Source organism: Enterococcus sp. AMC1623 (assembly GCF_058216495.1).
Genome location: NZ_CM177096.1, coordinates 2,980,552 through 3,007,486 on the forward strand (window position 1 = coordinate 2,980,552; position 26,935 = coordinate 3,007,486).

The following is a 26,935-nucleotide window of genomic DNA, read 5'->3' on the forward strand; positions in this document are numbered from 1 at the left end:
GTGTTTCTATGCCGATTCTTATTGCTTCGGCAAACATAACAAATTATTTAGATACAAAGGAAAGTGTGACGCAACCAACTAATCCAGTCGAAGGTCAGAAGTGGCGAGACGAAAGTCAAACTCCTCCTATCCTTAAAGTTTACAAAAATGGCGCATGGATTAATTATGAAACGTCTTTAAAAGAACAAGATCCAAACTTATGGGATGAATTACAAACGGAAGTGAATGCTGCAAAACAAGCAGGAGAAGAGGCTAAGGAAGCTGGTGAACGAGCGGAACAGCTAGGCAACGAAGCTAAGCAAGCGGGCGAAGAAGCCAAACAAGCAGGAGAGGAAGCCAAAGCAGAAGCTGAACTTGCAAAAATAGCTGGAGAAGATGCGAAAGCAGCAGGACAACGTGCAGAGTCATTAGCTGGACAAGCTAAAACAGAATCTGCCACAGCTATTACAAATGCAAATAATGCTGTAAATAAAGCCAATCAGGCAGTTGAGGACGCTGGTTTCAGTAAGACACAAGCACAAGATGCAAAACAACTAGCAGATGCAGCCAAACAAGATGCTTTAAATGCTATTAGTCAATCTGCAACAGCCAAACAAATTGCAGAAAGTGCTTCAAGCGCTGTGTCTAATGCAGTGACTACTGCCAATCAGGCTAAACAAGATGCTCTAAATGCAATTGGTCAGGCTGGAACTGCTGTCACTGATGCCAAAGCATCGCTAGATGCGTACAACAATATGGAAGTTGGAGGGCGTAACTGGTTATTAGATACTGGGAAATCTCTATCTCTTACTGGAGAAAATAAAACTAATCAAACTCTTCCACCTTTATATTTTTCTAAATCACCTTTGAATGCTTTTGCTTCTGTAGGTGATTTCATTGTTTTTAGTGCAGATGTGAAAATTACAGGCAGTGGCTTTAGTGGAGATTTCAAATTTCAAACTGTTAGTGGAGTATGGGTGAATATCAGTGGTACCCAAAATATTGTAAAAGAAGAGACAATCAAAATTAGAAATGTTTATCAATTAACTGATTCATTTATGAATGATTTAATCAGAGGCGTACAATTCCGTGGAGATAACATTCCGACAACTGTTAGCTTAGAAATAACTAATATTCAGTGGGAAATGGGGAATATTGCAACACCTTGGACACCAGCTCTAGAAGATGTTCAAGTGCAGATTTCTACTATCAATGGAGAACTATCCCAAAAAGTCAGCCAAACTACTTTTAACACTTTACAAGGTACTGTATCTAATCAAGGTACTCAGATTAATCAAAATAAAACTGATATTACACTTAAAGCTAATCAATCCACTGTGAACACTCTAACAGGTAGAGTTTCCACAGCAGAAGGTCAGATTAGCGCTCAAGCAGGTCAAATTTCCCAGCGCTTAACAGCTACACAAGTAGAGTCATTAGTTAATGGAAAAGGTTATGCAACACAAACTAGTCTTAACAGCCAAGTTTCTACAATTAACGGGAAGTTAAATGAGCATACTAGCCAATTACAGACTGTTACAGCAACAGTGGATGGAATGCAATTTGGAGGAAGAAATCTTATTAAAGATAGTTCAAACCCATTTGAGTTAATTGGTACATTTACTCATGTATATAAAGTGATTTATAAGGGACTAAAGAGAAATACCACTTATACTTTTAGTTCAAAAGTAACTGTTACGAAAGGTTCTACCAATGTTATTAGTGTTTATCCATATCTTGCAACAGGCAATAATATGCCAACAATACATGTTCCAATTGTTAACGGTAAAATTGTTACAACTTTTACTACAGACAATAGGTTTGACTATAATTTACTAGTTTATTCAGGAAAATTAGGTGAAACAACTGGTATTAATGTTAAATATGAGGAATATCAATTAGAAGAGGGCAATCAAGCAACTGCATGGTCTCCTGCTTTTGAAGATTATTCTACTGTAGCTGAAGTAACTACAAAAACTAATGCCATTAATCAACGCATTTCTGAAAATGAAAACAGCATAACTTCAGTAGTTAACACAACTTCCACACAGGGAGGAAAGATTACTTCCTTAGAATCTAGAGTTGGTATTGCTGAAGGTTCTATTACTGCTACTAATACTAAGGCGACCAATAATTCTACGGAAATTGGCACTCTTAAGACTAGTTATTCAGGTTTGCAGTCAACTATTGGTAATATAGAGACCGAGATAGGTGACTTAGACTTTTCTGACCTTAACTTAATGCCATACAGTGATTATTCAGATAATCTATCACAGTGGTCCACCAGCAATACCAATCTAAGTATGGTTGGGGAATATCTTAATATTCAATTTGTCAATCCAACTTCAAAAGACACAAGAGCGATGATCAACAATATACTTGCTACTGTATCTGTGGGAGAAGCATTTTCAATCAGTTTTACAGGATACGCTCTAACAAGTGGTAGGAAGATTAGTATTGGAAGTTACTTTGATAATGAAACTGTTACCTTAACTGATTCCCCAACAACCTACTATCTCGATAATATAAAAATGGTTACTAATTCACCTTCTGTCTCTATCATGGCACTTTCTGGAACAACTTATGCTATCAGAATTAAAGATATTATGGTTGTCAAAGGAGTTAAAGCGAAACCACATCAACTTTCATTGTCTGATTATACAAAAATCAAACAGTTCTCTGAATTTAAACAAGATGTGAATGGATTTAAGCAAACAGTGCAATCCACTTATGCGACAAAAACATCATTAAATACCGTTGAACAAACAGTTAGTTCAACCACTCAAACTATTTCGACAATGCAGACGGATTTGAATGGAAAAGCAACAGTCACTACTTTGAACTCTGTTAAGGATACTGTTGATAGCCATACTCAAACTATACAAGCTCATAATGGCAGAATCACTACTGCTCAACAAACAGCGGACGGAGCTAAGACAATAGCAACAGATGCGCAAGGTAGAGTTTCATCTGTAGAACAAAACGTGTCAGGATTACAGACAACAGTTTCTAATAAGGCGGATAAGTCACAGATTAGTCAGCTATCAGGACAAATTTCTAGTGTGGTTAGTGATTTAAGTAAGAAGATGGACGATATACGTATGGATTCGGCATCCACCAGTTCTGCTACTAATTTATATATCCCTCTATGCACTGTTACTCTTACTTCCACATGGGCCACAGCTAGTTTTGGTCTATATATGAACGACAGAGAAGGCAATATTCGTAAAATGGAAGCTGTTGTTAAAGTACGGCAAGGTGGCGACATGAGTAGTGCTCCGTCAGTAAATTTACATGTCCTGAACGCGGATGGTGGATTTATACCTGAGTATCTAGTAGCGGTGTTAACCTCAAGCACTTCTGAACGCTCTCAAGTATCATTGTATCTAAAAGTACCTTGGCAGTATTCGGCTATTACTTCTCAACCATATAATTTCCATACATCTGGAAGTAGCGCATCTGTGGCATGGAGAAATGGTGTAGCGAATGTAAGTTCCTTACCATCAGGGACCCAATGGACTGGTGTTCTACAAGGTAATGCTGCTGAAATTGCTACAGCCAAATCCCAAATCACTCAACTATCTGATCAGATTGATTTGCGTGTGACTAAAAGTGAACTGATTGGTCAGATAAACGTGCAGGCTGGTAAAGTCCTAATTAGAGCAAACGATAACGTATTGATGGTTACACCAACTACAACTTATATTCAAGATGCGACTATAAAAAATGCTCATATTGCAGACTTAGCAGTTACTAACGCTAAGATTGGTAACCTATCTGTCAATGAAGGAAAGATAGCTAATGCTGCAATCACTACTTTAAAAGTAGCAGATGCGGCTATTTCTAATGCCAAAATTGCAAACTTAGCAGTAGATGGGGCAAAAATAGCCAGTCTAGCAGTTGATACTGGACACATCAAAGATTTGGCTGTAAGCAATGCTAAAATAGCTAATTTAGCTGTATCTAACGCTAAAATAGCAGATGCCGCTATTTCTACTGTCAAAATTGGAGATGCTGCAATTGTTAATGCCAAGATTGCGAATGGTGCAATTAACAATGCTAAGATTCAAGATGCTTCCATTAGTAGTGCTAAGATAATCAGTTTAGATGCGAATAAAATTAGCGCTAATTCTTTATCTGTAATTACCGCAAATACAGGTGACTTGAATGTCAACGGGTGGCTCACAATTGCAAGTGCAAACAATGGAATACGTGCCAATTATAACTATGGAGATACATTGGACGGTGCATATAACCCAAGATGGTTTGTAGGAGATTATGAATTTGGTTATCGTTATCAAAAATATTTAGCCGACGTTTACAATCTTGATAGTAATGGCAATAGAGGGACGTTTAGAAACTACGCAGAAACATTCGTTGGTGGAGATTACTTCAAGATGCGTCAATATAACAACAAAACAAGCATGAGCCTTAATGGACGTGTTGATATTGTTGGTGGGAAAATCGAGATTAACGACTCTTGGGACGATAGTACAAATACAGGTATTCATCTATATGGTGACGGTCGTAGTTGGTTTGAGGGAATGGCAACTTTTAGCAATGGCATTGAAGTACGTGGTGGCGGAGGTCTTTCAGGTGTCCGAACTGGTCGTATTAATGCGCCAGCAGATTATCAATCCTTAACTATTAATCAGGACAGGGCATTATCAGATGTCGTGTTTGCTGAACAGAATATCTATTTTAACGAAACTCGAACAATTGCAGCAGACTTTAGAATAGGTAGAGACGGTTCGACTATCAACGGTGGTCGTGTAGTTGCTTCAAATGCAATTTATGCTAGAACCTACTCTGGTGCTGCCAATATGATTATTACTGCCGAAGGAGTTTTGGGTCGTTCGACATCTGCTCTCAAGTATAAAGCTAACGTACTTATAGCTAATGATGTGATTAGTAAAGCAAAAAAAGTTATACGATTACAACCGAAATCTTGGCTAGACAAAGGTGAATTAGCTGATGGTGTAGCTACCAAGCGTCACTATGGTTTTATTGCGGATGAATTTGATGCGCTCGGTCTTTCGGAGGTAGTTATCTACGGAGATCATGGTCAAGTAGAGTCATTAGCATATGACCGTATCAGCATGTACCACAATGTTATTCTCAAAGACCACGAATCAGAAATACAAATGCTTAAACTAGGAAACTTTGATCGTGATTTCGAAATTCAGAAACTTAAATTTGAAATTCAAAAATTAAATCAAGAGATAGAAGTATTACGTCAACAAGTGGCGTAGTGCTTTTTTAGGAGGAAAATACATGAAAATTACTTTAAAAAACAACGAATTAATTCCAGCAATTGACTTTTTACAAAATATGCCTATTAAAGGTAAAGACAGTCGCCACCGCACAAAGTTAGTTAAACAATTACAAGGTGCATTCGATGGGCTAGTAGAAGCCGAAAAAGTATTAATGGGAGAATTCGATTTGTTGGATGAAAACAATGAGTTACTTCCTGTTGAAAAACAAGATAAAGAAGTAGTCAAAGAATTTCAAAAGGAACAAAAAGTTTTGTATGACGAAGAAGTTGTTATTGAAGGTGGCGTATTTGCCAAGAACTTTGACGAAATGCCACGTATTTTAAATGAATATGAAGGCGAACTATCGGGTGCACAAGCAGAAATTTATGATCGCTTATTAGACGAAATGGAAAAAGAAGCTGACGAAAAATAATCGTTAGCTTTTTAATTCAAAAAAAATATTAGGAGGAAACAAACATGGAAATCGTAATGAATAGCTACAAATACAAAATGGACGAGAACGGAACTACAGTAGGGGTACTTGTTGGGTATCAACAAAAAGGTTTTTCTGGAGAAAATAACTTTATGGCTAGCGTTGAAATTGCTAAAGAAGATTTACAAACGGGTGAAGAATTAGATGATTTACGTAAATCTGATTTTGATACGTTAGCCCGAACAAAAATTTCTAGTTGGATTTAATCAATTTAAGGACATTATTTCTATGATGTCCTTTTTAATTTTATGTTGGAGGTGTCAAATGATAGATGTATTAACAATAGCAACTTGGTGTGGAGCAATTATGGCGATTATTGGACTTGTATCATACTTGGTTAAACCGATTATGACTAATTTTACAAAAATATCCGATAATCTAACCAAGATGAGCCACACCTTAGATATGATTAACAAAGACTTGGAGTCTAGTAAATCAGACAGGATTGCTATACATGATGAGTTAGAGGAACATGATAGACGTTTGGATAGTCATAAGGAAAAGTTAGTGGAGCATGGAGAGCAATTAAAAACATTATTTAGAAAGGTTGGATAATATGATTTTAAAAGATAACCATTATCAAATCATCAAGTGGGTAGTACTAACAGTATTACCTGCTTTATCTTTGCTCGTAGGAGCATTAGGCAAGGCTTACGGATTTGAGTATACAGATTTAACTGTGTTGACAATCAATGCTGTAGCAGTATTTTTAGGAGCGGTGACAGGCGTTAGCCAATTAAATTACAACAAGAGTAAAGAGGATTAGCGGTTGCTAGTCCTTTTTTTGTACTCGAAATTAGGAGGAGATTTACATGGCAGAAAAAGATTTATTAAAACCGACAGAAACAGTGGATTTTGACAAAGAAAAATATGAACAAAATATTAAAGATAACGCGTTTAATCGTGGGAACGATGGAAAGGATGGTAAATAATGAGTTTAACAATCACACAAGTAAATTTACCGCAATCACAGTATAACGTTAAGTGTCCATTTGCGATGAATCCAACAGGTATTACAGTACACAATACAGCAAATGATGCGAGTGCAATGGCGGAAGTATCATATATGCAAGGCAATCCTTACGAAGTATCTTATCACTATGCAGTTGATGATGTTCGTGCAGTACAAGGATTGCCTTTAAACCGTAATGGATGGCACGCTGGTGACGGTGGAAGTGGAAAAGGCAATAGAAACACAATTGGTGTTGAGATTTGTTACAGCAAAAGTGGTGGTAGCAGATTTACCAAAGCAGAACAAAATGGAGCACTTTTAGTAGCGATGATTTTAAAATCAAAGGGTTGGGGAATCAACAAAGTTGGAAAGCATCAAGACTATTGGCAAGGTACTTATTACAAATATTGTCCACATCGTACGTTAGACCTTGGTTGGCAACGATTTTTGAATATGGTACAGGCAGAACTTAACAAACTAAATGGTAAAGATACTAGCACATCTAAACCGAATACACCAACAAAAGATAAGTTTAAAGCAGGAGACAAAGTACGAGTTAAAATTGCTTTATATCTTGATAGCGATGGTCGTGGTCGTTCGACTTCAAGTAAAGGAAAAATCGGAACCATTGATCGTGATGTAAAAAAAGGTAAGAGATACCATGTTAAAGGGAATGGATTTAGCGGTTGGGCGCACGAAAATGACATTGAGTTAGTCAAAGATACCCCAACGACTTTTGACATCAATAACTACCACACAACCAAATTTGCGCAAATCAAGCTAATCAAGGACGATTACGCATATAAAGAGGTATCGCTAAAAAATCGAGTCGGCAATAAAGTCAAAAAAGGTACTATCCTTACTGTCGTCGCTATTGAGTATAGCGGTAAATATCCACGATTCAAGGTGAAAAGTGGTTTGTATATCACTACTCGCAAAGACACAGTAACTAAGTATAAGTAACACAAAATAAAAAATGTCAACAGGTCATTTATCTTATGTAAAAACGGAGTAGCCTTAATTGGTTACTCCGTTTTTTGTTTACAATAAATTTATCTCAGCGTCAATCAATCGTGCTATTTCAAACTCATAAGCATCGATTAATTTATCTTTGTCATGTATCACGTATATCAACATATAATCCCTTGCGCTAACAAATATTGTACTGTGCTTAATATATACATAACCAATTGTGTTTTTAAAATAATACATAAGCGTACCTCCTTATTAAGAGATACGCATAAATTTAAACAATTATCTTATTATCATCAATCTTATAACCAAACAGGGGTAGTTTTTCTTCGCCGTCCCAATACGTGATTTGGCGCTTTTTATTGAGCATCAATTTAGTAAGTAAGTCTTTAATCAATAGGGGAGGTTTGCGTGATTCTTGATACAAAACTAAGTTTCCTGTTCCATCTACATCAATAGTAGTAAAAGGGATAATCTGCTTATCTTTACTATAGTAGATACCTGCATAATCTGTAGTAAAAACTTTGATACTTAATGCTGTCAGCAATTCTTGAGCTCTCATGCGGACACCACCTTTTGATTTATCACACAGTAACGCTTAACAACAAATTGTTTCCTATTATTATATGTTCCGCTAATCACCACTTCGAAATCTTCCATGACATCATACATAAAATTAAGGCTGTTTGTAGCAATCAAACAATTGACATCACCAACACTAAATCGTACGAGAGGGGAGACGGACAATTTTAAAACTTTAATTTTACTAACAGTACCTTTTATAGTAGTCATGTCATGTAATCACTCCTAGCATTTCTCGTTAAAATTATTATACGAATGTATGTTCGTATAATCAAGCGAACAAAAGTTTAAAATTGATGATATAATTAATTTGTGGAGGGGATATTGATGAATAATTATGACGAACAAATTGAGAAATTAGTACAAGGTGAAATTAAAGAGATAGCAGTCAGTCATGACAATTTTATGGAGTTTCGAGCTGCTTGGTTAAAAAGAGAAGACAAAAAATTTATCGTGGGTGAAGCAGCACATCACGGCAATGTTACATACAGATACGATCCAACCGTACTATGAAAAAAATCTCTATCGTTGAGTTGATAGGGATTTTTCTTTTTCCACTTATACGAAACAATATATTTACTATACTTAATTGAAATGATGATTGTCCTTTTAATAGTCAGCATTTTAGTGATGTTATTTATTCCTAATTTAATGCAAGGGAAAGAAACGGTCAGAAAACAAGGAGATTCAGCAGTTGTTAAATCAGTTGAAACTCAAATTGATTTATTTGAGTTAGAAAATAATCGCAAAATGACAGAAGAAGATATGACTCGGGAAATTCCAGCCGAACAGTTAAAAATTTATCGGGCAGCGCAACCATAGGCCGATGAGAAAACATACAGCTTTTACATTAATCGAATCGTTAGTGGTGTTGATGATTGTTTCAATCATTGTTTGTCTACCAACACTGATGATTAGGGAAACAACCAAGACTGTAGAAACACTTTATTTTTTTGACCGTTTAGAAAAAAGTATTTTAACAAGTCAGCAAGTCGCGATTATCTCCAATAAAAGTGCGGATATACTCCAACCGGATCTTAAACAATTAGCATTTCAATTAACAACAGGAGATTGGTTGGAAACTTTAACCGTACCAGATACCTTAGTAGCAAGTAAACTAAGTAAAAAAATTTCATTTGCAGGAGGAACAGGAAATGTGGGGCAACAACGACAAATTCAATTTATATGGCAAGATAAAAAGCAAAAAGTTTCCTATGTTTTCTTGTTTGGAAAAGGACATTACAACAAAGTCGTTACGACGCTTTAAAGAAGGCTTTATTTTATTAGAATCATTGGTAGCCATTAGTGTTTTGACTGTGGGTATTTTGTATTATCAAGACTGTCAACTCCAATTAGTGAAAAAAAGCCAACAAGCCTATCAGGACGTGGCGATGCTGCGGACCCTGTATGAGGAAGTTTCGCAGTACCGCCAAATGTCAGTAGCAACACCGTATACGATAAATCAAAAGAATCAGAGAATTACTATTACAACGCAAACGCATACCCAGGCAACAATTGCATCAAAGAATCGTTCATGGAGTATTTACCGTGAAATATAAAGCATTTACGCTAATTGAATGTCTCCTTGCGCTGTTAGTATTTAGTCTCTGTCTATTGCTGGTGCCACGGATGATTATACAAAGCAAACAAATGAATGAAGTGGTTTTCGGTCGTCACGAACAAGAATGGCATGTGTTCTTACTGCAATTTGAACAGAAATTATCAGAAGGTGAATTTGTAAAAGCGCAAGGAAGCAAAGTGTTTTTTAATAAACCACGAGCTGTTGAAAATAAAGTCTATGAGTGTCGGATTGAATACAATGCTAAAAATCAAGAAATCGTCATTCGTGATGATGGGGGGTATGAACCTATTTTAACTTCTGTCGAAAATGTAACTTTCATACAATATCCTTATAGTGTAACTTTTGAAATCACTTTTAATAATGGAGAAAAACGAGATGGTAAATGGACGTTTTAAGCATCAAGGTGGCATATTAATTACAGCAATTTTTACCATTGGTTTGCTAAGTGCATTGTTAATGTTCCTAATTGGTAATTATCGGAATGCCCTAGAGTTTTCGACACGGACACGTCGCTATTATGAAATGCGCATCATGACAGAATTATTTTTGCAAGATTACTCGCAAGTACCTGCTGAAAAAAATATGAAGGGTGAAGTTTATTATAATACGGGGAAAATCAGTTATTCTGTACAAGAAAATCGACTCATCGTGACCGCTTATGCAGGTAAATACCAACAAACATACCAAGAAGTTTTGAAAGAAAGCGATACAGAAAATGTGGGAAATAATACAGAACCAGAGAGAAAAGAAGAGGAAAATGCAAACAAAGAAATAACAGATGAAAGCCTAGAATAGTACAGATAAAGGGAGGGAATACATATGAAAGCCTTTCCTTTATCTAGTGAGATTGTTCGCAAAAATACAAATACATAAGGAAATAAAGGATTACAAGCGGAAGCTGTTGATTATTTAACCTAAATCGGATAAAATTAAACAGGTATAATAGTTGTTATAGTTTAGAGCTTGAAATGAGGTGCACCATGTTTCCAGAAAAAATTGAAGAAAGCTTCCACTTGCATCTTGAAGCCATTCAATTGTTGCAAACTGCATTGGAGTCCTCATATTTGGATGCCTATGTAGAACATGTGGAAAATATCATTGATCAATATCAAGTACGTGTGATTGATGGAGTTCCAAATGCAGAAACTACTGAAAAAGTAAATGACATCTACCGTAAATTACAAACGATTTCGTTAGAACAAGAAGAAACTCGTAAACTTTCTCAGTTGTTGTTACTTAAAGGGGCGCAAACAGAACCCTTACAGCCAAACCATCAATTAACACCTGATAGTATTGGCTTTTTATTTGTTTTCTTAATTGAGCAATTAGCAAAAAAAGGGCAACCGTTAACCGTTTTAGATTTATCGGTTGGAATGGGAAATTTATTATTAACAATTATCAGTAATTTGAAATTGGCAAAATATCAAATTTCAGGTATTGGTGTGGATAATGATGAGACGCTACTTGGCGTTGCTGCAGTTAATAGCCAATGGTTAAACACAGATACCCAATTATTCCATCAAGATGGGTTACAAAGTCTGTTGGTAGATCCAGTCGACGTTGCAGTAGGTGATTTACCTGTTGGTTATTATCCAATTGATGAAAAAGCCCAAGAATTTGTAACTGCTGCAGAAAATGGCCATACTTTTGCTCATCATTTATTGATGGAACAAAGTATGAATTATGTTAAAGAAGGTGGGTTTGGTCTATTTTTAGTGCCATCTAACTTCTTAGAAACAGAGCAAAGTGACTATTTGAAACAATGGATAGGTAACAACGTTTACTTGCAAGGAATTATTCAGTTACCTGACGAACTATTTAAAAATGAAATATCTCGTAAAAGTATTCTGATTCTACAACGTAAAGGATCAGATGTTAAGCAAGTGCCAGAAGTATTGCTAGCAAAATTGACTTCTTTAAAAGAGACAAAATATGTAACGGCGTTCTTTCAAGAGTTTATTACTTGGAAAAAAAGCAATGAGTTAAATTAGTTTATGAACCTTGAAAAGTATTTTCGAGGATTTAAAATAATAAGAATAAGGGAGAAAATAAGATGTCTAAAACAATTGCAATTAATGCAGGAAGTTCAAGTCTAAAATGGCAATTATATCAAATGCCAGAAGAAACAGTAGTAGCGAAAGGAATCGTTGAACGTATTGGTTTGAATGATTCTATCTTCACCATTAAATACGGGGAAGACCAAAAATTCGAACAAATTATTGATATCCCTGACCATGAAATAGCTGTTAAAATGTTATTAGATCAATTGATTGAATTAAACATTTTAAGCTCTTACGATGAAATTACAGGTGTAGGACACCGTGTAGTTCAAGGCGGAAGCTATTTTGATAAATCAGTAGTTATCGATGAAGATGTTATGGAAAAAATTGAAGAATTAGCTGATTTTGCTCCTTTACACAATCCTGCAAATATTATGGGAATCAAAGCATTCCAACACTTATTGCCAAATATTGTGAGTGTAGCTGTCTTCGATACAGCATTCCATTCAACTATGCCGAAAGTAAACTATCTATATAGCTTACCAAAAGAATTCTATGAAGAATATGGCGTACGCAAATATGGTGCTCATGGAACAAGTCATCAATACGTTGCGCATCGTGCAGCTGAAATGTTAGATCGTCCAATCGAAGAATTAAAAATCATCACTTGTCACTTAGGAAACGGTGCATCAATTACAGCAGTTGATGGTGGTAAATCAGTTGATACATCAATGGGCTTCACACCTTTAGCTGGCGTAACAATGGGAACTCGTTCAGGCGACTTAGATCCAGCGATTTTACCATTCTTAATGGATAAATTAAACATTGATATCAAAGAAATGCTTAACATCTTAAATAAAAAATCTGGTTTACAAGGCCTATCAGGTATTTCAAGTGACATGCGTGACTTAGAAAACAATATGGACAAAGAAGAAGTTCAAGTAGCTTTAGACATCTTTGCTGACCGTATCCGTAAATATATCGGTTCTTACGTAACTGTAATGAACGGGGTTGATGCGATTGTCTTCACAGCTGGTATTGGTGAAAATGATGCAAATGCTCGTGCAAACATCATTAACGGTATGACTTGGTTTGGTTGTGAATTAGACCCAGAAAAAAATGCGACACGTGGAAAAGAATTAGAAATCTCTACACCAGAATCAAAAGTAAAAGTATTGTTAATTCCAACAGACGAAGAATTAGTTATCGCTCGCGATGTTGAAGCGTTACGCGGATAAAATCGAATAAAAACAAACAACCAATTAATGCACCTCATTCAGTGAGAGTCGGCATTAATTGGTTGCTTTTTTTTTTATTGCAAGAAATTCGTCAGTTGCTGCGAATACAGTAAAGTGATTGTTTGCATTGCACGAGAAAGAGCGGTGTATAAAATGCGTCGGTCTCGTGGTGTATGATACATTTCAGAAGAGACATCATAGAGTACGACATGATCGAATTCTAAACCTTTCGCTAAACTAATGGGTAAAACAGTCACATTAATTGCAGATAGAGTTAATTTTTCTTTTATTTGAGTAGCTTGTTGAGCCGTTTTGGTTAACAATGTGAGTGTCGTTGTTTGATTTTCTTGAGCAATCCTTGTGAGTAAGGGATTCAAATCGGTTGTTGTATCGATAGGTAGATATTGCGGAACTTTTCCCAAAGGACGAACAGGAATAATGGTAATTTCTTGGGTAGTTAATTGATTGAATAACTGAGTAATGGCACCTGTCGAACGATAACTATAAAGCAAAGGATAGGCTATGACTGATTGACGCTGAACAAATTGATTAGCAATCGTTTTAAATGAACTCGTTGAATTGAAAATAGCTTGGTTTTCATCGCCAACCATGGTAAAACGTGCTTTAGGGAAAAGTTCGTTTAATAGCACTAGTTGGGCTGGTGTATAGTCTTGTACTTCATCAATAAAAACATAGTGCATATGAGGTGTTTCAATTTTTTCAAGAAACCAATGTGTCATCAAAACTAAACCAACTGCTTCATCTACATTTATGGTAGTAGAGAGGGGAGCTTTTGTTTTCGTATACCGCTGCAAGCAGGATTGAAACATGGCAAGTGTATCGATCCAGCGGAGTTGTTCGATTTGTTTTTGGACGCGTTGATATTTTTTTCGCAACAAAGTTTGTGCATAATGAATCAGTTGCTGTTCGGAATCATCGGTGATTAGTTCTCCAAAGTACTGCATTTGCTGCGCTTCTGATAAAGCGAGTAGTTGATCTTGAATTCGAGCTGATTTTGCTTGATGCAATAAATGACGTTCCCAATCGCTAAGTAAAAGTTTTTTGGTTGCTTGAATCCGATCTTGGATAGTTGCTTGTGCTGGTGTAGATTGGTAGAGGGCTTTAATTTTTTCGTGACTAATCAGTACCTGCTTTTTGTAGTGAATTGCTTCAAAAAAATCATCCGGCTGGCAAGTAGTATTTTTTAGAAATGTTAAAAAGGCGGAACTACGTAACTGTGTCGTTTGTTCATCGACTGTCGCTTTACTAATTCGCTCAAAATAGCTGGTTTCATCTTCAAGTGGCAGTGTGAGAAACTGTTGTAAAAACTGCGTGATGGTTAAGTTGAGTGGTGTGCGTTCACCTAATGAAGGCAATACATTTGAAATATAATCAATAAAACGATGGTTAGGAGATAAAATTAGACAATTATCAGCAGTCATTTGTTTACGGAATGAATACAATAAATACGCAATACGTTGCATGATTGTCGAGGTTTTACCACTACCAGCGACACCATTAACTAATACAATCTCATGTTGAGTATCACGAATAATTTTATTTTGTTCGGTTTGAATTGTAGCGGTAATATCTTGCATGTGATGAGTGGCATCTTGTTTGAGTGCTTCGAGTAAAATATCGTCTTGAATCGCGACAGATGTATCAAAATATTGAAGTAAATGATTTTTTTCAATTAAAAGCTGGCGTCGATCAAGAATAGTGACGGGAATTTGTTGCTGATTGGCTTCATAATAAGAGTCGCCTAACATATTGTTGTAATAGGTTTCGGCAATTGGGGAACGCCAATCAAAAATTAAAGTTTCACCAGCTTCATTCGTAAAATTGTAACGACCGAAATAAAAGGCGTCGGATGTTTCTTCATCTGAAAAAGTCAGTGTCACTTTACCAAAATAAGGACTTTTCAGTAGTTGTTGAACTTGTTGTAACGTGCGTTCGCTCGATTGAATTCTAATATTCATTTGATCGATTTCGCGATTTTTCATCTCAAGCATTGAGAAGGTGTCCAAATTGTCAAGGACACTATCAAAGTTGAGACTGACATCTTTACCCATTTCGCGTAAGGAAGTTAAACCATCTTCTTTGGCTGTTTGAACGAGTTTTTGTAGTGCTTGTTCTGTTTGTAGTAATTGTTGATAGACTTGTGACAAATAATTTTTTTCTTTTTGAAATTCAGTGTTGACCATACACATTCTCCTTTTGTCAAAAAGTTAACAGAACAAGAATTATAGGGGATAATTGACTATTTTTCAAGCATTTGCGAAATAATTCATCCAAAAAGGTAAAGCGGCACTAATCTCGGTGGGTAAAACCACATAGCGCTCTTTTGCTAATTGATCACCAATGTAACTGTGTAGATAAACGGCAGCATGAATGCTAGTAATATCTTTTGGAAATTGAGCCAGAAAACCAGTAATCATCCCTGCCAAAGTATCACCAGTACCACCTGTCGCCATTCCTGGATTCCCTAGAGGATTTTGATAAATTCCTGTGTGGTGATAAATTTCGGTACGATGGCTTTTTAAGACGATGGTTGCTTGTAATTTTTGTTGCACATATTGGTTTAGTTGTTGATTTTGCTCAGAAATTGGAATGTGACTCAATCGTTGCCATTCCATTTGATGCGGTGTAAAAACGGTTTGTTTGGGTTTTGGCAAAGATAGATTGTCTTCGGAAATCAAGGTAATCGCGGAACCGTCAATTACGAACCATTGTTTATCTTGTTTTTGTAGAACAAATGCAAGGATTTCTTTGCTACGTTTTTCTAAGCCAAGTCCTGGACCAATCAAACAGACATCAGCTGTAGCAAAAACGTCCGCAATGAGGTCTTCATCTTGCCAATCAACGACCATTACTTCTGGAAGACGCGCATGCAATGGTGCATGATTCTTGGAATGGGTAATGATAGTCACTAAACCAGCACCCGAACGTACACAAGCTTCGGCACTCATCATAATTGCGCCACCATATTGCGCATTGCCACCAATTAAAACGACTCGACCGAATGTGCCTTTGTGGGAATTTTTAGGGCGAGGTTGAATGATTTCAAGACATTTTTCTGTTAGTTGTTTCATACGTTTCAGTCCTTTTTTATAGTTAATTTATTATAACTTTTTTTCAAAAAAGAGTCTCCACGCAAAACTTTTTCACTTTCGATGTTAGAAGTGGTATCATGGAACACGAGAATAGAATTTGGAGGGAATCAAATGACAATTGATTGGCAAAAAGAAGTCGATGCAAGAAAAGATGATTTGTTGCAAGATTTAATCGACTTATTGAAAGTAAAAAGTGAACGTGAAGACGATAAAGTAACGCCAGACGCTCCATTTGGACCAGGACCTCGTGATGCATTATTACACATGTTAGCTTACGGTGAGCGTGATGGTTTCATCGTAAAAAACGTAGACAATTACGCTGGACACATTGAATATGGCGAAGGCGATGAAACATTAGGGATTTTCGGTCATATGGACGTTGTACCTGCTGGTGATGGTTGGGATACCAATCCTTATGAACCAGTCATTAAAGATAATAAAATCTATGCTCGTGGCTCTTCTGATGATAAAGGTCCAAGCATGGCGGCGTATTATGGAATGAAAATCATTAAAGAATTAGGATTACCATTATCAAAAAAAATCCGCTTTGTAGTCGGTTCTGACGAAGAAAGTGGTTGGGCAGATATGGATTACTATTTTGAACATGAAGCAAAACCAGACTTTGGTTTCTCACCAGATGCAGAGTTTCCAATTATCAATGGAGAAAAAGGGAATGTTTCTGTTGCTGTTCATCTGCCAAGTGGCAATACAGGCAGCTATACTTTAGAAAGTTTTGTTTCTGGTCTACGTGCAAATATGGTACCAGGAACAGCTAAGGCAGTTGTGACTGTTCCAAATGTAGAAAAAGTGACGGAATTGACAACAGCCTTTACTGCTTACCTTGAAGCGAATCCAGTGAAGGGGACAAGCACTGTTGAAGACTTAACGGTTACTTTTGACCTAATTGGTAAGGGCGCACATGGTGCAAGTCCACAAATCGGAATCAATGCGGCAACCTTTTTAGCGGCATTCTTAAACGACTACGATTTTTCTGGTGGTGCGAAAAACTTTGTTCAAGCTATCGCCGAATACATTCATGAAGATGTTTATGGTGAAAAATTACACACTGCTTATGAAGATGAAAAAATGGGTAAATTAACGATGAACGCTGGTTTATTTGATTTTTCAGCAGATAAAGATCAAGCTTTCGTTAACTTGAATTTCCGTTACCCTCAAGGAACAACGTTAGAAAACATTGAAGCTGGGTTACAAGAAACACTTGGTTCATTAGGTGCAACTTTCTCAACAGAACCACATCATATGAAACCACATTATGTTCCTCAAGATGATCCGTTGGTACAAACATTATTAGCGGTTTACGAAGAACATACCGGTGAAAAAGGGTTTGAACAAATTATCGGTGGCGGCACATATGGTCGCTTATTAGAGCGTGGGGTTGCCTATGGCGCCATGTTCCCTGGGTATACAGATACCATGCACCAAGCCAATGAATTCATGGAATTAGACGATTTATTCCGTGCAGCCGTAATTTATGCGGATGCCATTTATAGATTGGCGAAATAAAACAAAAACCGATGTGAGCAATCACATCGGTTTTGTTTATCTTAAGACAGCTGTAGCAAGTGCTTTTTGAATTTGAGTAATATTTTTGTCTTTTCTAAATTGTAGCATTTCAGCCGGCTCGACACTGCTAGAAATCCAAATTTTTAATTCGGCATCTAAATCAAAATGTCCGGATGTTTCGACACTAAAACGCGAAATACTTTTATAGGGAATTGATTTATAAGTCGCTTTTTTACCTGTGACCCCTTGTTTATCGACAATAATTAAACGATAATCAGTGAAAACGACCAAGTCACGAACTAGTTTAAAGGCGAGATTGACTTGTTCATCTGGTATTAAAACATCAGCTAATTTCTTGGTAATGTCTTGGTGATTGGCTTCAGTTGCATTTCCCATTAATCCATCAAATAAACCCATCATACATTCCTCTTTTCTTTAAATTGAACGTGTAATATCTAAAACAGTTCCTGTTTTAGTATCTGCTAAAAATTCATAAATAGCCAACTCGCCATCTTCCATGCGAGTAATGCCACCGTTATATGCTGTCGAATGAACAGCAAATTTACGTAAAGGTTGTTTCTCAAAGTTAATCCAAGAGCCTTCAATTGGACCCTCTAATAAAAAAGCGCGTTTTACTTGGTTTAAGACATCGTCAGCAGACAATTCTTTTCGATTTTTCACCCAGACAGTTGCGGCAATTCCGCTTGCCAATCCAATAGTTGCTCCAATTGCTAAACCATTTTTGAAATAATTGAACGGTTGATTTGTTGCCATACTATGACCTCTTTTCTTAAGCTCTAATCTAATTACTGTTTATTTTACCATATTATTGGTTTTGCGTTATACTGAATAGGTAGTTTTATTGATAAAGGGGGCTAGGTTTGACAAATGTCAAACAAAAACATGCAAGAAAAAACATTTCAACGAATCAAAGAGTTGACAGAGATGCAAGGAACAAGCGGTTTTGAACATGAAATTCGTGCGTATATGAGAAAAGAAATGACGCCACTGGTTGATGAAATTCAACAAGACGGTTTAGGCGGTATTTTTGGGATTCGTCATCATGAAGACGCAGATGCACCACGTGTGATGGTTGCAGCGCATATGGATGAAGTCGGTTTTATGATTACGCAAATTACTGATCGTGGATTGTTTAAAGTGACACCACTAGGAGGATGGAATCCATACGTTGTTTCAGCGCAACGCTTTACTTTAAAAACAGCTAAGGGTGATTATCCTTGTATTTCTTCTTCTATTCCACCACATTTATTACGTGGAACAGCTGGTCAAAAATCCCTAGAAGTGACGGATATTTTATTTGATGCAGGTTTTGATTCTAGAGAAGAAGCCGCTAGTTATGGGGTGCGTGTAGGAGATACGATTGTTCCGCAAGTCGAAACAATTAAAACAGCGAATGGCAAAAATATTATTTCAAAAGCGTGGGATAATCGCTATGGCTGTACAGTCGTTTTAGAAGCTTTAGAAGCACTTAAAGACGAAAAACTAGGTCATACACTCATCGCAGGTGCCAATGTTCAAGAAGAAGTTGGATTACGTGGTTCAAAACCATCTGTGACTAAATTCAAACCGGATTTATTTTTTGCCGTAGATTGTTCTGCAGCAGACGACACAGTAACTAAAAATGGCACATTTGGTCATTTAGGTGAAGGGACGTTAATGCGTATTTACGATCCAGGTTTAATTATGTTGCCACGCTTGAAAGAATATTTATTAGATACTGCTGAAACACACAATATTCCTTACCAATATTTTGTTTCAAAAGGTGGAACCGATGCTGGAGCAGCTCATACTGCGAACGAAGGAATTCCAAGTACAGTTATTGGCGTGGTTGGTCGTTATATTCATACGCACCAAACAATGTTTAGTATTGCCGATTATGATGCAGCACAAGAAATGTTGATTCAAACATTACGCGGGTTAGATCAAAGCACAATCAATACGATTATTGAAGGTCAATAATTATCAAAGCTATTCAAACGAAACTAGTTTGGATAGCTTTTTTTCATTGATTAAAAAGAGTATACTGAAGTTAATAAAGAAGAAAGTGGGCGAGTGAATGATTATTCCTAAAAATTTAGAAGAACTTGCGGGTTATGTAGAGCAAGGTAAAAACGTGTTTTTCTTCACCGCAGATTGGTGTGGTGATTGTCGTTTTATCAAGCCTGCAATGCCTGAAATTGAAGCAGATTTTCCAGAGTATCAATTTATTGAAGTCGATCGCGATGAATATATTGACGTTGCTTCAGAATGGAATATTTTTGGTATTCCAAGTTTTGTTGTAATTCAAGACGGAAAAGAATTAGGGAGATTAGTCAACAAAGAGCGCAAGACAAAAGAAGAAATCGAAACGTTTCTTCGTAGTCTTTAAGATAAAAAATGGAAGGGTGAGCACAATGGAACAAAACTATCAAACAGTTTTAGTCGGTATCGATGGTTCAGAACAAGCAAAAGAAGCATTTGAAAAAGCAGTTGAAGTTGCTCGTAGAAATGAGGGGAAAGTAGTTGTTGCGGCAATTATTGAACCTCAATTACCAACGACGATGGGCTATGCACCATTAAGTGAGTCCGTTTTAGAAAAAGAAGAAGACGAAGCACAAGAAATGATTGATGAGGCAAAAGAATATGCGGCTTCTGTTTCTTTTCATGATGTCGAAGGTGTGGTCGTCTTTGGATCACCAAAAACAGCGTTAGCACGTGATTTACCACAAAAATATGGCGTAGATTTAGTCATGGTGGGACAATCGGGATTAAATGCAGTTGAACGCTTGATGGTGGGAAGTGTGGCAAGTTATGTCATTCGTGAAGCACCCTGTGATGTTTTAGTTGTGACACCAACGAAAGGGAAGGCTGAGTAATCAGTCTTCTTTTTTTGATAAAAAAAAGACCTGCCGAATAAACAGGTCTTTTCGATTAACGTGTTAAGAACCAAAACAGGAGAATAACCGCAACAATTGCCACAATACCTCGAACAACAATATCTATTGATAAGAAACCAAATAAGTTTTGCCAGAATGAGCCTTTGTTTTTCATTATAATCCTCTCCTTTTTAGATATAAGAAATCGCTTTCTTATAAAATAAGTATACCATGTAAAAAAATTTTTTACTCCGTCTAGAGAATGATTTTTAAAAGAGCGCTTTTTTAATAAAAAAAATGCCATGAATAGTGTTTCTGAACGTAAAATTTGTTAAGATAGTTGTCGAAATGAATTTTAGGAGGAAACATTGTGATTTTTGCTTATAACCCGAAATATGTTAGCGATACATTATTAGTGATTACAGAAAATGATAAAGGCTTAGAACAAACTGTTGAACGTAAAGGAAACGTAGCACGCCTTCAAACAGAAGATGGCCGTGTGATCGGTTGGAACTTTTTTGCTATTTCAGAAGTGATGACGATTGATGGTACTGGTCAAGTAACACTGTCTGATGAACAAGTGGGACAATTAAATGAATTAATGCGTGAAGTTGGTTTTGCAGAACAATTAACACCAGATCATGAGCCAAAATTTGTTGTAGGTTTTGTCAAATCATGTGAAGCCCACGAAGATAGTGATCACTTATCGATTACAGAAATTGAAGTTGATAACGGACAAACGCTCCAAATTGTTTGTGGTGCACCAAATATCCGTAAAGGACTAAAAGTTGTCGTTGCTAAACCAGGAGCGATGATGCCTGATGGAATGTTGATTTGGCCAGGTGAGCTACGAGGCGTTGCGAGCTATGGTATGATTTGTTCAGCAAAAGAATTAAATCTACCTAATGCACCAATGAAACGAGGAATTTTAGAATTAGGCAGTGATGCAGTAATTGGTGAAGCCTTTAAAGTAGGTAAATAAGAAACAATAAACTATCCGAACAATAAAGAGAAAGGCTGTTAGCCATATCTCTTACATCGTCCGGATAGTTTTTTGTATTGCTCACAACGGCTATTTAATTTTGTGGTTGTTGATTTTGTGTTTGGTTTTGATTGTTGATGATAGATTGATCCACTGACAATTCCACTTTGACCGTTTGCTCTTTGTCTTCACGGTAGAAAGTTACTTCAATGGTATCACCGACTGATTTACTGTAAAGTGCAGAACGTAATTCTGTACCACTGCTAATATCTTTGCCATCAATTTTAGTAATCACATCGTATTGTTGAATGCCTGCTTTTTCAGCCGGAGTCGCACTACCAACTGCTGAAACGACAACGCCATTGACCACAGAAGAAGGAACTTTTAGGATTTGTTCTTGTTGTTGCGTAGAGATACTACTCAAATCAACCATTGAAATCCCTAAAGCTGGACGAGTAACCTCGCCTTTTGCTTCTAGTTGTTCAATAATATTCGTCACATCATTACTTGGAATGGCAAAGCCCATCCCTTCAACACTGACGCCAGAACCAGAAGAACTTGCAATTTTACTTGAGTTAATACCAATTACTTGACCGGCAACGTTAATTAATGGACCTCCAGAGTTACCTGGATTGATCGCTGCATCGGTTTGAATCGCGTTAATACTAATTGCTTGTCCCGATTCATTGGTGTTTGTTACTAAACGATTTAATGAAGAAATAATCCCTTGTGTTACAGAGTTTGCATAATCAGATCCTAAAGGAGAACCGATGGCGATTGCAGGTTCACCTACTTTTAATGAATCAGAATCTCCAAATGTTGCAACAGTATCGACTTTATCAGAAGCAATTTTTAAAACAGCTAAATCAGTGTAAGCATCCGAGCCAATTAGCTCAGCTTTCACTTTAGTGCCATCTGTTAAAACGACTTCTAATCCTTGTTGACCGTCTACCACGTGGTTATTGGTTACGATATAGGCATCTTTGCCATCTTTTTTATAAATCACGCCACTACCTTCACCAACTGGTTGTAATTCAGCGCTATTTTCTTCTTGGGTTTCAAAAGGATTAGCCCATTGACTTTGAGAAGAAGTTGCTTGTAAATTAATGATTGAAACGACCGCATTTTGAACTTTTTCAACAGCTGAAGTGACATCACTATTTACATTGACTTTGACATTACTTACTTGCGTATCGTTAGTAGAATCTTTCGTACTTTCGCTAGTAAGAGGTTCGTTAGCAGAAGCAGCATCATTCGCACCTGTTGCGTAGTAGAAACCACCGACACTTAACATACCGCCCAGTACGCCTCCAAGTAAACCAATCCCAAATTTTTTCAATACACCATTACTTGTTCTATTGGGTGTAACATTTTTTCGAGCCATGAGTATATACCTCCTATTTAGTCTTCTTATAATTAGTATAATATTAATTTCTAAATCTAGTCTACTGCTAGACTTTGAACAAATTATGAAAAAGATACGCATAAAAATGTGTAAAAAGATGAAAAATAGTAATTAAATTTGATGAATAATGATGCGATAGCTGGACTTGTGGATAATTCTGTGGATAAACCTGTGAAAACTGTGGATAAGTATGTGGAGAAACTAAGCATAGCAGCGAATTTAGTTTGCATGTATAATGAATAAGAAGTAATTAAAGGGAGCGTCAATATGAATATTAAAATCATTACTGTCGGAAAATTAAAAGAAAAATATCTTGTTCAGGGAATTAATGAATATGTGAAACGTTTGGGTGCATATGCCAAAATTCAATTAGTCGAAGTTCCAGATGAAAAAGCACCTGAAAAATTAAGTGAGTCGGAAATGCTTCAAGTGAAAGAAAAAGAGGGACAGCGAATTTTAGCAAAAATCAAAGAACAAGAATATGTCTATGCGTTAGCGATTGAAGGGAAAAATCCAAGTAGCGAAGATTTTGCCAAACAAATTGACCAGCTAGGCATCCAGGGCAAAAGTCAACTGGTGTTTGTGATTGGTGGCTCATTAGGTTTAAGTGAGGCAGTAATGAAACGGAGCAATGCTCAAATCTCATTTGGTAAAATGACTTATCCCCATCAGTTAATGAAATTAATTTTAGTAGAACAAATTTATCGAGCGTTTCGAATTAATACGGGCGGACCGTATCATAAATAAAACAGCTTGCTATAAACTATAATTTTATACTGAGGTGATGGATATTGTTAACAAAAGACGAATTACCATTTTGTCCAGTTGCTACAACAGTTGATTTAATTGGTAGTAAATGGAAACTTTTGATTATACGAGAATTACTTACTGGCACCAAACGTTTTAGTGAAATTCATCGAGCGCTTGATGGTGTGAGTCAAAAAGTATTGACACAAAGCTTAAGGAAAATGGAAGAAGATAAAATTATCATTCGAACGGTCTATCCTGAAGTCCCGCCAAAAGTGGAATATGCTTTGAGTGATTTAGGCAATAGTCTTCGTCCGATCATTGATGCTATGCAAAGTTGGGGAATTGATTACATCAAAAATACTATAGCTCAGACAACTACCGATCAATAAAACAGTGTCTTTTCCTAATAGTTTCTTTGAGGTAACTATCTAATAAAAAAGTACCTACTTCTCATGAAGAGACAATCTGGATACACTATCCTTAGATAAAAAATGATAGGTTAGGGAGATGCAAGCGATGGAGAAAAATTTTAAAGAAGTATCTGTGAAAGCGAATCTTTTTAAAGAAGTAAATGTTTTTATAAATGATGCTAAACTTGATGATTCAAGTGTTTTAAGAGTAGTTAAAGATCAAAAAGTTACAGGAGAGGACGAAGCGACATATGCCAAACTCATTGGTTCTGAATTTCAAGATGGTGTGATTGAAGTTCAAGTGTTGAGTCGCCTTTTACCAGATGCACCTGAACATGCGCGAGGTTTTATTGGCATGGCGTTTCGAATTGATGAACAAGATACTGAATTTGAATCTTTTTATGTGCGACCTACAAATAGTCGATGCGCTATTCAATTAAGAAGAAATCGGACGGTGCAATATTTTTCTTATCCTAACTTTAAATATTTTCATTCACGAGAAACAAATCCTGGCGAATATGAAAGTTATGCCGATATTGGCTTAGATGAATGGATCGACCTCAAACTTGTTGTGGAAGGCGCACATGGTAAATTGTATATAAATACGGCAGAGCAACCTGCTTTAGTCGTTAATGATATGAAGCATGGTGCCAATGCTAAAGGAGCACTAGGATTTTTTGTTGATATTGGAACAGAGGGCTTCTTTAGAAACTTGCGCTATACACCTAGCAAGTAGTTTAGAGAAAGACTTGTGGATGAATAGCAGATAAATGGAGAGAACGGATGAAAAAACTTCAATTTTCATAGCTCTAGTAATCATAATCGCTTTACAGTTTAGTGCTAATTATTTTGCAGCCACTTTTTCGATAGGGGAACATTGGTTATTATCAAAGAGTATAAGGAAACTATTTTTTTAGTGAAATGTCTGATAATAATTAGTTTAGTGACGATTCTTCCAACAGGTTTATTTTTGTTCTTGCGGTTTCTTCTATAAAAAATAAAAAGCGTTATGCTCCTAATACTCTTGGAGTTTAACGCTTTTTAGCAGTTAATACGTAATCCAGACTTCATTGATACCATTTTGTTTTTCAATGCCATCTGTTAACACTAATCTTGAAGAATAAGATAAGTAGCCATAGAACTGTTGGGTACCGCCTTCGTTATCCCATTCAACAGTCATTCTAACATTGGAAGTGATTTGTTTTTTATCTGGTAAATCAAAAGGATACAAACTATCAGTGTTATAACTTAAGACATCGGACGAATAATTTTCAATAGTTGCTTTACCAAAGTATTGCGTACCATCATAATTACTTTGTGTGACGCTACCATTCGCAGAAATAGTTAATCGGCTTTGTTTTTGCGAAGTTAATGAGTAATAAAAAGTATACGTATTGGCCCATTTTGCTAAATCTCCAGTAAAGGTACCTTCTGAAGTAGCGTTTTGCTGGGCAGCCGTTTTTTTATTTTCTTCTTGAATATGCTCGTTATTTGATGCCGAAAGTTTTTCAACCGCATCTTTAATTGATGAAAATTCTGTTTTGGCTAATTCACTGACAGGGATTGATGCAAGTTTCAATTCCGATTCTTTATAATTTCCCTCGACATTTAATTTTTTTGCTTCAGAAATAATAACATCGTATTGACTTAGCTCATTAGCGTCTGAACTGGTCGAAGTAATACTTGTGGAAATAGTCGTTGTATTGCTAGTAGCTGTTTCAGGTGTGTTGGTTTTAAATGTATTGAATAATAAATAGGCACCAATAAAAATAATACAAACTAATAGAGCCACAATGACAAGAAAAGAGCTTGTATGCCGTTGTTTTTTGATAGATGGTTGGGTAGCTCGTGATCGTGTCTCGGTAGTTGATAATTTTTCCCCACATTCATGACAAAATTTTGCATTATTATCATTTTCAGCATGACAATTTGTACATATTTTCAAAATAAACGCCCCCACTTCACTTAGTCATTTTTCCTATCTACTTTTATACTATCACAAAATAAAGTGTTGTCGTGTAGAAAATCGGTGAATGCAACCCATTGATTTTTGCTATAATGAAAAGAGCAGTTATCTTTACAATTGTTGAAGGAAAAATCTATTGTTATCCTTGAAAGGCAGGATTTATATGAATAAAGAAGGAATGCTTGCAATTGTTCACGAACAATTATATCAACGAACAACGAGAAGCGACATTTGTTACCTATGATGTAGGATTAGGTTGGCGCGTATTAATTCCAAGTTTTTTACCAAAAGAATCGATTAAAACATTGAAACAAACGGATGTTGTGGGGAATGATAAGGAAGAAGTAGTCAGTATGATCATCCAATTAACAACCAAATATGACAATGTTTTGGAAGTTACTCTAGATATGGCTGATCGGGGTGTCGATATTGGAATGTTTGAATATGGGATTGATTGTATTTCAGCAGATTCCGTAAAAAAAGAAGTCATTGTATGGCTCACACAAACAGATTTTGTAGCGACGACAGGTGAACTATTATGGGATTAATAAAATTGGCTTCAAATATTTTCAGCAAACATTTTTCAGCAACGATTACTTTAGCAGCGGGTTGGGAATTGTATGTTCCTTATAATCAAGTCAATAAGTTCACAGCATTCATAGATATTGGGGATGATAATTTAATTACGACGGTTATCAAGTATTCAGATGGCGAAGATACATACACGGTTAATATGTATATAGTTGATACTCAAGTCACCATAGATGCAATATTTCTTGGTTATCAATCTATTCAAGTGAATTCAGAGTTGAAACAAATTCATTTATTTAGATAAAACGTGGGCAAGATATTTTTT

Annotated in this window: 32 protein-coding genes; 24 read left to right on the plus strand and 8 right to left on the minus strand. The window is 36.3% G+C overall.

Annotation, left to right across the window (positions count from 1 at the left end; genetic code table 11):
- Positions 1 to 8: 8 nt before the first annotated feature.
- The 6 genes from AC4BC7_RS14665 (at position 9) to AC4BC7_RS14690 (ending at position 7,642) form a co-directional block, all read left to right on the plus strand.
- Entirely contained in the window at positions 9 to 5,231 is a 5,223-nt protein-coding gene (locus AC4BC7_RS14665) for a hypothetical protein (protein ID WP_490503228.1), read from the plus strand.
- A gap of 22 nt (positions 5,232 to 5,253) precedes the next feature.
- Positions 5,254 to 5,667, plus strand: a complete 414-nt coding sequence (locus tag AC4BC7_RS14670) for a DUF1617 family protein (RefSeq protein WP_490503229.1) — start codon at positions 5,254 to 5,256, stop codon at positions 5,665 to 5,667.
- Positions 5,668 to 5,711: 44 nt separating this feature from the next.
- Positions 5,712 to 5,933, plus strand: coding sequence for a hypothetical protein (locus AC4BC7_RS14675; RefSeq protein WP_490503230.1), 222 nt, complete (start codon positions 5,712 to 5,714; stop codon positions 5,931 to 5,933).
- A 58-nt stretch (positions 5,934 to 5,991) separates the two neighbouring features.
- On the plus strand, positions 5,992 to 6,282 hold the full coding sequence (locus AC4BC7_RS14680) for a hypothetical protein (RefSeq protein WP_490503231.1): 291 nt from the start codon (positions 5,992 to 5,994) through the stop codon (positions 6,280 to 6,282).
- A 1-nt stretch (position 6,283) separates the two neighbouring features.
- Complete coding sequence (locus AC4BC7_RS14685) at positions 6,284 to 6,493, plus strand: phage holin (RefSeq protein ID WP_490503232.1); 210 nt, start codon at positions 6,284 to 6,286, stop codon at positions 6,491 to 6,493.
- Between the two features lie 165 nt (positions 6,494 to 6,658).
- Positions 6,659 to 7,642 (plus strand): N-acetylmuramoyl-L-alanine amidase, encoded by a 984-nt coding sequence (locus AC4BC7_RS14690; RefSeq protein WP_490503233.1) that lies wholly within the window; start codon positions 6,659 to 6,661, stop codon positions 7,640 to 7,642.
- A gap of 78 nt (positions 7,643 to 7,720) precedes the next feature.
- On the opposite strand, the gene AC4BC7_RS14695 is transcribed toward AC4BC7_RS14690, so the two are convergent.
- On the minus strand, positions 7,721 to 7,891 hold the full coding sequence (locus tag AC4BC7_RS14695; RefSeq protein ID WP_490503234.1) for a hypothetical protein: 171 nt from the start codon (positions 7,889 to 7,891) through the stop codon (positions 7,721 to 7,723).
- A gap of 34 nt (positions 7,892 to 7,925) precedes the next feature.
- Complete coding sequence (locus tag AC4BC7_RS14700; RefSeq protein WP_490503235.1) at positions 7,926 to 8,213, minus strand: hypothetical protein; 288 nt, start codon at positions 8,211 to 8,213, stop codon at positions 7,926 to 7,928.
- 347 nt (positions 8,214 to 8,560) lie between these two features.
- Here AC4BC7_RS14700 and ykzS point away from each other — a divergent pair, with 347 nt between their 5' ends.
- The 8 genes from ykzS (at position 8,561) to AC4BC7_RS14740 (ending at position 13,053) form a co-directional block, all read left to right on the plus strand.
- Complete coding sequence (gene ykzS, locus AC4BC7_RS14705) at positions 8,561 to 8,746, plus strand: protein YkzS (RefSeq protein WP_490503236.1); 186 nt, start codon at positions 8,561 to 8,563, stop codon at positions 8,744 to 8,746.
- Between the two features lie 117 nt (positions 8,747 to 8,863).
- Positions 8,864 to 9,055 carry a competence type IV pilus major pilin ComGC gene (locus tag AC4BC7_RS14710; RefSeq protein ID WP_490504441.1) on the plus strand — a complete coding sequence of 64 codons (192 nt, stop codon included), beginning with the start codon at positions 8,864 to 8,866 and terminating at the stop codon, positions 9,053 to 9,055.
- A 4-nt stretch (positions 9,056 to 9,059) separates the two neighbouring features.
- Entirely contained in the window at positions 9,060 to 9,500 is a 441-nt protein-coding gene (comGD, locus tag AC4BC7_RS14715; protein WP_207942526.1) for a competence type IV pilus minor pilin ComGD, read from the plus strand.
- The gene (locus AC4BC7_RS14720; protein ID WP_243430758.1) at positions 9,460 to 9,792 is read left to right on the plus strand and encodes a PilV family protein; all 333 of its coding nucleotides are present in this window, start codon (positions 9,460 to 9,462) and stop codon (positions 9,790 to 9,792) included. The genes comGD and AC4BC7_RS14720 overlap by 41 nt, the downstream gene beginning before the upstream one ends.
- The gene (gene comGF / locus AC4BC7_RS14725; protein WP_207942524.1) at positions 9,782 to 10,210 is read left to right on the plus strand and encodes a competence type IV pilus minor pilin ComGF; all 429 of its coding nucleotides are present in this window, start codon (positions 9,782 to 9,784) and stop codon (positions 10,208 to 10,210) included. The genes AC4BC7_RS14720 and comGF overlap by 11 nt, the downstream gene beginning before the upstream one ends.
- Entirely contained in the window at positions 10,191 to 10,610 is a 420-nt protein-coding gene (gene comGG / locus AC4BC7_RS14730) for a competence type IV pilus minor pilin ComGG (RefSeq protein WP_207942523.1), read from the plus strand. Before comGF ends, comGG begins: the two co-directional genes overlap by 20 nt.
- Positions 10,611 to 10,795: 185 nt before the next feature.
- Positions 10,796 to 11,806 (plus strand): class I SAM-dependent methyltransferase, encoded by a 1,011-nt coding sequence (locus AC4BC7_RS14735; protein WP_207942522.1) that lies wholly within the window; start codon positions 10,796 to 10,798, stop codon positions 11,804 to 11,806.
- Positions 11,807 to 11,868: 62 nt separating this feature from the next.
- Entirely contained in the window at positions 11,869 to 13,053 is a 1,185-nt protein-coding gene (locus tag AC4BC7_RS14740) for an acetate/propionate family kinase (RefSeq protein ID WP_207942521.1), read from the plus strand.
- Between the two features lie 74 nt (positions 13,054 to 13,127).
- Here AC4BC7_RS14740 and AC4BC7_RS14745 read toward each other — a convergent pair whose 3' ends face one another.
- Both AC4BC7_RS14745 and AC4BC7_RS14750 read right to left on the minus strand, forming a co-directional pair.
- Positions 13,128 to 15,257 (minus strand): HelD family protein, encoded by a 2,130-nt coding sequence (locus AC4BC7_RS14745; RefSeq protein WP_490503237.1) that lies wholly within the window; start codon positions 15,255 to 15,257, stop codon positions 13,128 to 13,130.
- A gap of 63 nt (positions 15,258 to 15,320) precedes the next feature.
- Positions 15,321 to 16,145, minus strand: a complete 825-nt coding sequence (locus AC4BC7_RS14750; RefSeq protein WP_490503238.1) for an NAD(P)H-hydrate dehydratase — start codon at positions 16,143 to 16,145, stop codon at positions 15,321 to 15,323.
- 132 nt (positions 16,146 to 16,277) lie between these two features.
- Here AC4BC7_RS14750 and pepV point away from each other — a divergent pair, with 132 nt between their 5' ends.
- Positions 16,278 to 17,690 carry a dipeptidase PepV gene (gene pepV / locus AC4BC7_RS14755; protein ID WP_490503239.1) on the plus strand — a complete coding sequence of 471 codons (1,413 nt, stop codon included), beginning with the start codon at positions 16,278 to 16,280 and terminating at the stop codon, positions 17,688 to 17,690.
- Between the two features lie 36 nt (positions 17,691 to 17,726).
- Here pepV and AC4BC7_RS14760 read toward each other — a convergent pair whose 3' ends face one another.
- Both AC4BC7_RS14760 and AC4BC7_RS14765 read right to left on the minus strand, forming a co-directional pair.
- Positions 17,727 to 18,107 (minus strand): PH domain-containing protein, encoded by a 381-nt coding sequence (locus AC4BC7_RS14760; RefSeq protein ID WP_207942563.1) that lies wholly within the window; start codon positions 18,105 to 18,107, stop codon positions 17,727 to 17,729.
- Positions 18,108 to 18,125: 18 nt separating this feature from the next.
- Positions 18,126 to 18,464 carry a PepSY domain-containing protein gene (locus AC4BC7_RS14765; RefSeq protein WP_207942517.1) on the minus strand — a complete coding sequence of 113 codons (339 nt, stop codon included), beginning with the start codon at positions 18,462 to 18,464 and terminating at the stop codon, positions 18,126 to 18,128.
- Between the two features lie 129 nt (positions 18,465 to 18,593).
- Between AC4BC7_RS14765 and pepA the strand changes: the two genes are divergently transcribed.
- The 4 genes from pepA (at position 18,594) to ytpR (ending at position 21,548) form a co-directional block, all read left to right on the plus strand.
- Positions 18,594 to 19,670, plus strand: a complete 1,077-nt coding sequence (pepA, locus tag AC4BC7_RS14770; RefSeq protein ID WP_207942562.1) for a glutamyl aminopeptidase — start codon at positions 18,594 to 18,596, stop codon at positions 19,668 to 19,670.
- A gap of 97 nt (positions 19,671 to 19,767) precedes the next feature.
- A complete protein-coding gene (locus AC4BC7_RS14775) occupies positions 19,768 to 20,079 on the plus strand; it encodes a thioredoxin family protein (RefSeq protein WP_207942516.1) in 312 nt (103 codons plus the stop codon).
- Positions 20,080 to 20,104: 25 nt separating this feature from the next.
- Positions 20,105 to 20,566, plus strand: coding sequence for a universal stress protein (locus AC4BC7_RS14780; RefSeq protein ID WP_207942515.1), 462 nt, complete (start codon positions 20,105 to 20,107; stop codon positions 20,564 to 20,566).
- Positions 20,567 to 20,936: 370 nt separating this feature from the next.
- Positions 20,937 to 21,548 (plus strand): YtpR family tRNA-binding protein, encoded by a 612-nt coding sequence (gene ytpR / locus AC4BC7_RS14785; RefSeq protein WP_207942514.1) that lies wholly within the window; start codon positions 20,937 to 20,939, stop codon positions 21,546 to 21,548.
- Positions 21,549 to 21,642: 94 nt separating this feature from the next.
- On the opposite strand, the gene AC4BC7_RS14790 is transcribed toward ytpR, so the two are convergent.
- Positions 21,643 to 22,932 (minus strand): S1C family serine protease, encoded by a 1,290-nt coding sequence (locus tag AC4BC7_RS14790; protein ID WP_207942513.1) that lies wholly within the window; start codon positions 22,930 to 22,932, stop codon positions 21,643 to 21,645.
- Between the two features lie 288 nt (positions 22,933 to 23,220).
- Between AC4BC7_RS14790 and rlmH the strand changes: the two genes are divergently transcribed.
- The 3 genes from rlmH to AC4BC7_RS14805 all read left to right on the plus strand — a co-directional run bounded on the left by rlmH (position 23,221) and on the right by AC4BC7_RS14805 (position 24,849).
- Positions 23,221 to 23,700 carry a 23S rRNA (pseudouridine(1915)-N(3))-methyltransferase RlmH gene (rlmH, locus tag AC4BC7_RS14795; RefSeq protein WP_207942512.1) on the plus strand — a complete coding sequence of 160 codons (480 nt, stop codon included), beginning with the start codon at positions 23,221 to 23,223 and terminating at the stop codon, positions 23,698 to 23,700.
- 44 nt (positions 23,701 to 23,744) lie between these two features.
- A complete protein-coding gene (locus AC4BC7_RS14800; RefSeq protein WP_490503240.1) occupies positions 23,745 to 24,092 on the plus strand; it encodes a winged helix-turn-helix transcriptional regulator in 348 nt (115 codons plus the stop codon).
- 127 nt (positions 24,093 to 24,219) lie between these two features.
- Positions 24,220 to 24,849: a hypothetical protein gene (locus AC4BC7_RS14805; protein ID WP_207942510.1), complete on the plus strand. Its 630-nt coding sequence runs from the start codon at positions 24,220 to 24,222 to the stop codon at positions 24,847 to 24,849.
- Between the two features lie 312 nt (positions 24,850 to 25,161).
- Here AC4BC7_RS14805 and AC4BC7_RS14810 read toward each other — a convergent pair whose 3' ends face one another.
- Entirely contained in the window at positions 25,162 to 26,058 is an 897-nt protein-coding gene (locus tag AC4BC7_RS14810) for a zinc ribbon domain-containing protein (RefSeq protein ID WP_490503241.1), read from the minus strand.
- A 209-nt stretch (positions 26,059 to 26,267) separates the two neighbouring features.
- On the opposite strand from AC4BC7_RS14810, the gene AC4BC7_RS14815 reads away from it, so the two are divergent.
- Positions 26,268 to 26,627 (plus strand): hypothetical protein, encoded by a 360-nt coding sequence (locus AC4BC7_RS14815; RefSeq protein WP_490503242.1) that lies wholly within the window; start codon positions 26,268 to 26,270, stop codon positions 26,625 to 26,627.
- On the plus strand, positions 26,618 to 26,914 hold the full coding sequence (locus AC4BC7_RS14820) for a hypothetical protein (protein ID WP_207942509.1): 297 nt from the start codon (positions 26,618 to 26,620) through the stop codon (positions 26,912 to 26,914). Before AC4BC7_RS14815 ends, AC4BC7_RS14820 begins: the two co-directional genes overlap by 10 nt.
- Positions 26,915 to 26,935: the final 21 nt, after the last annotated feature.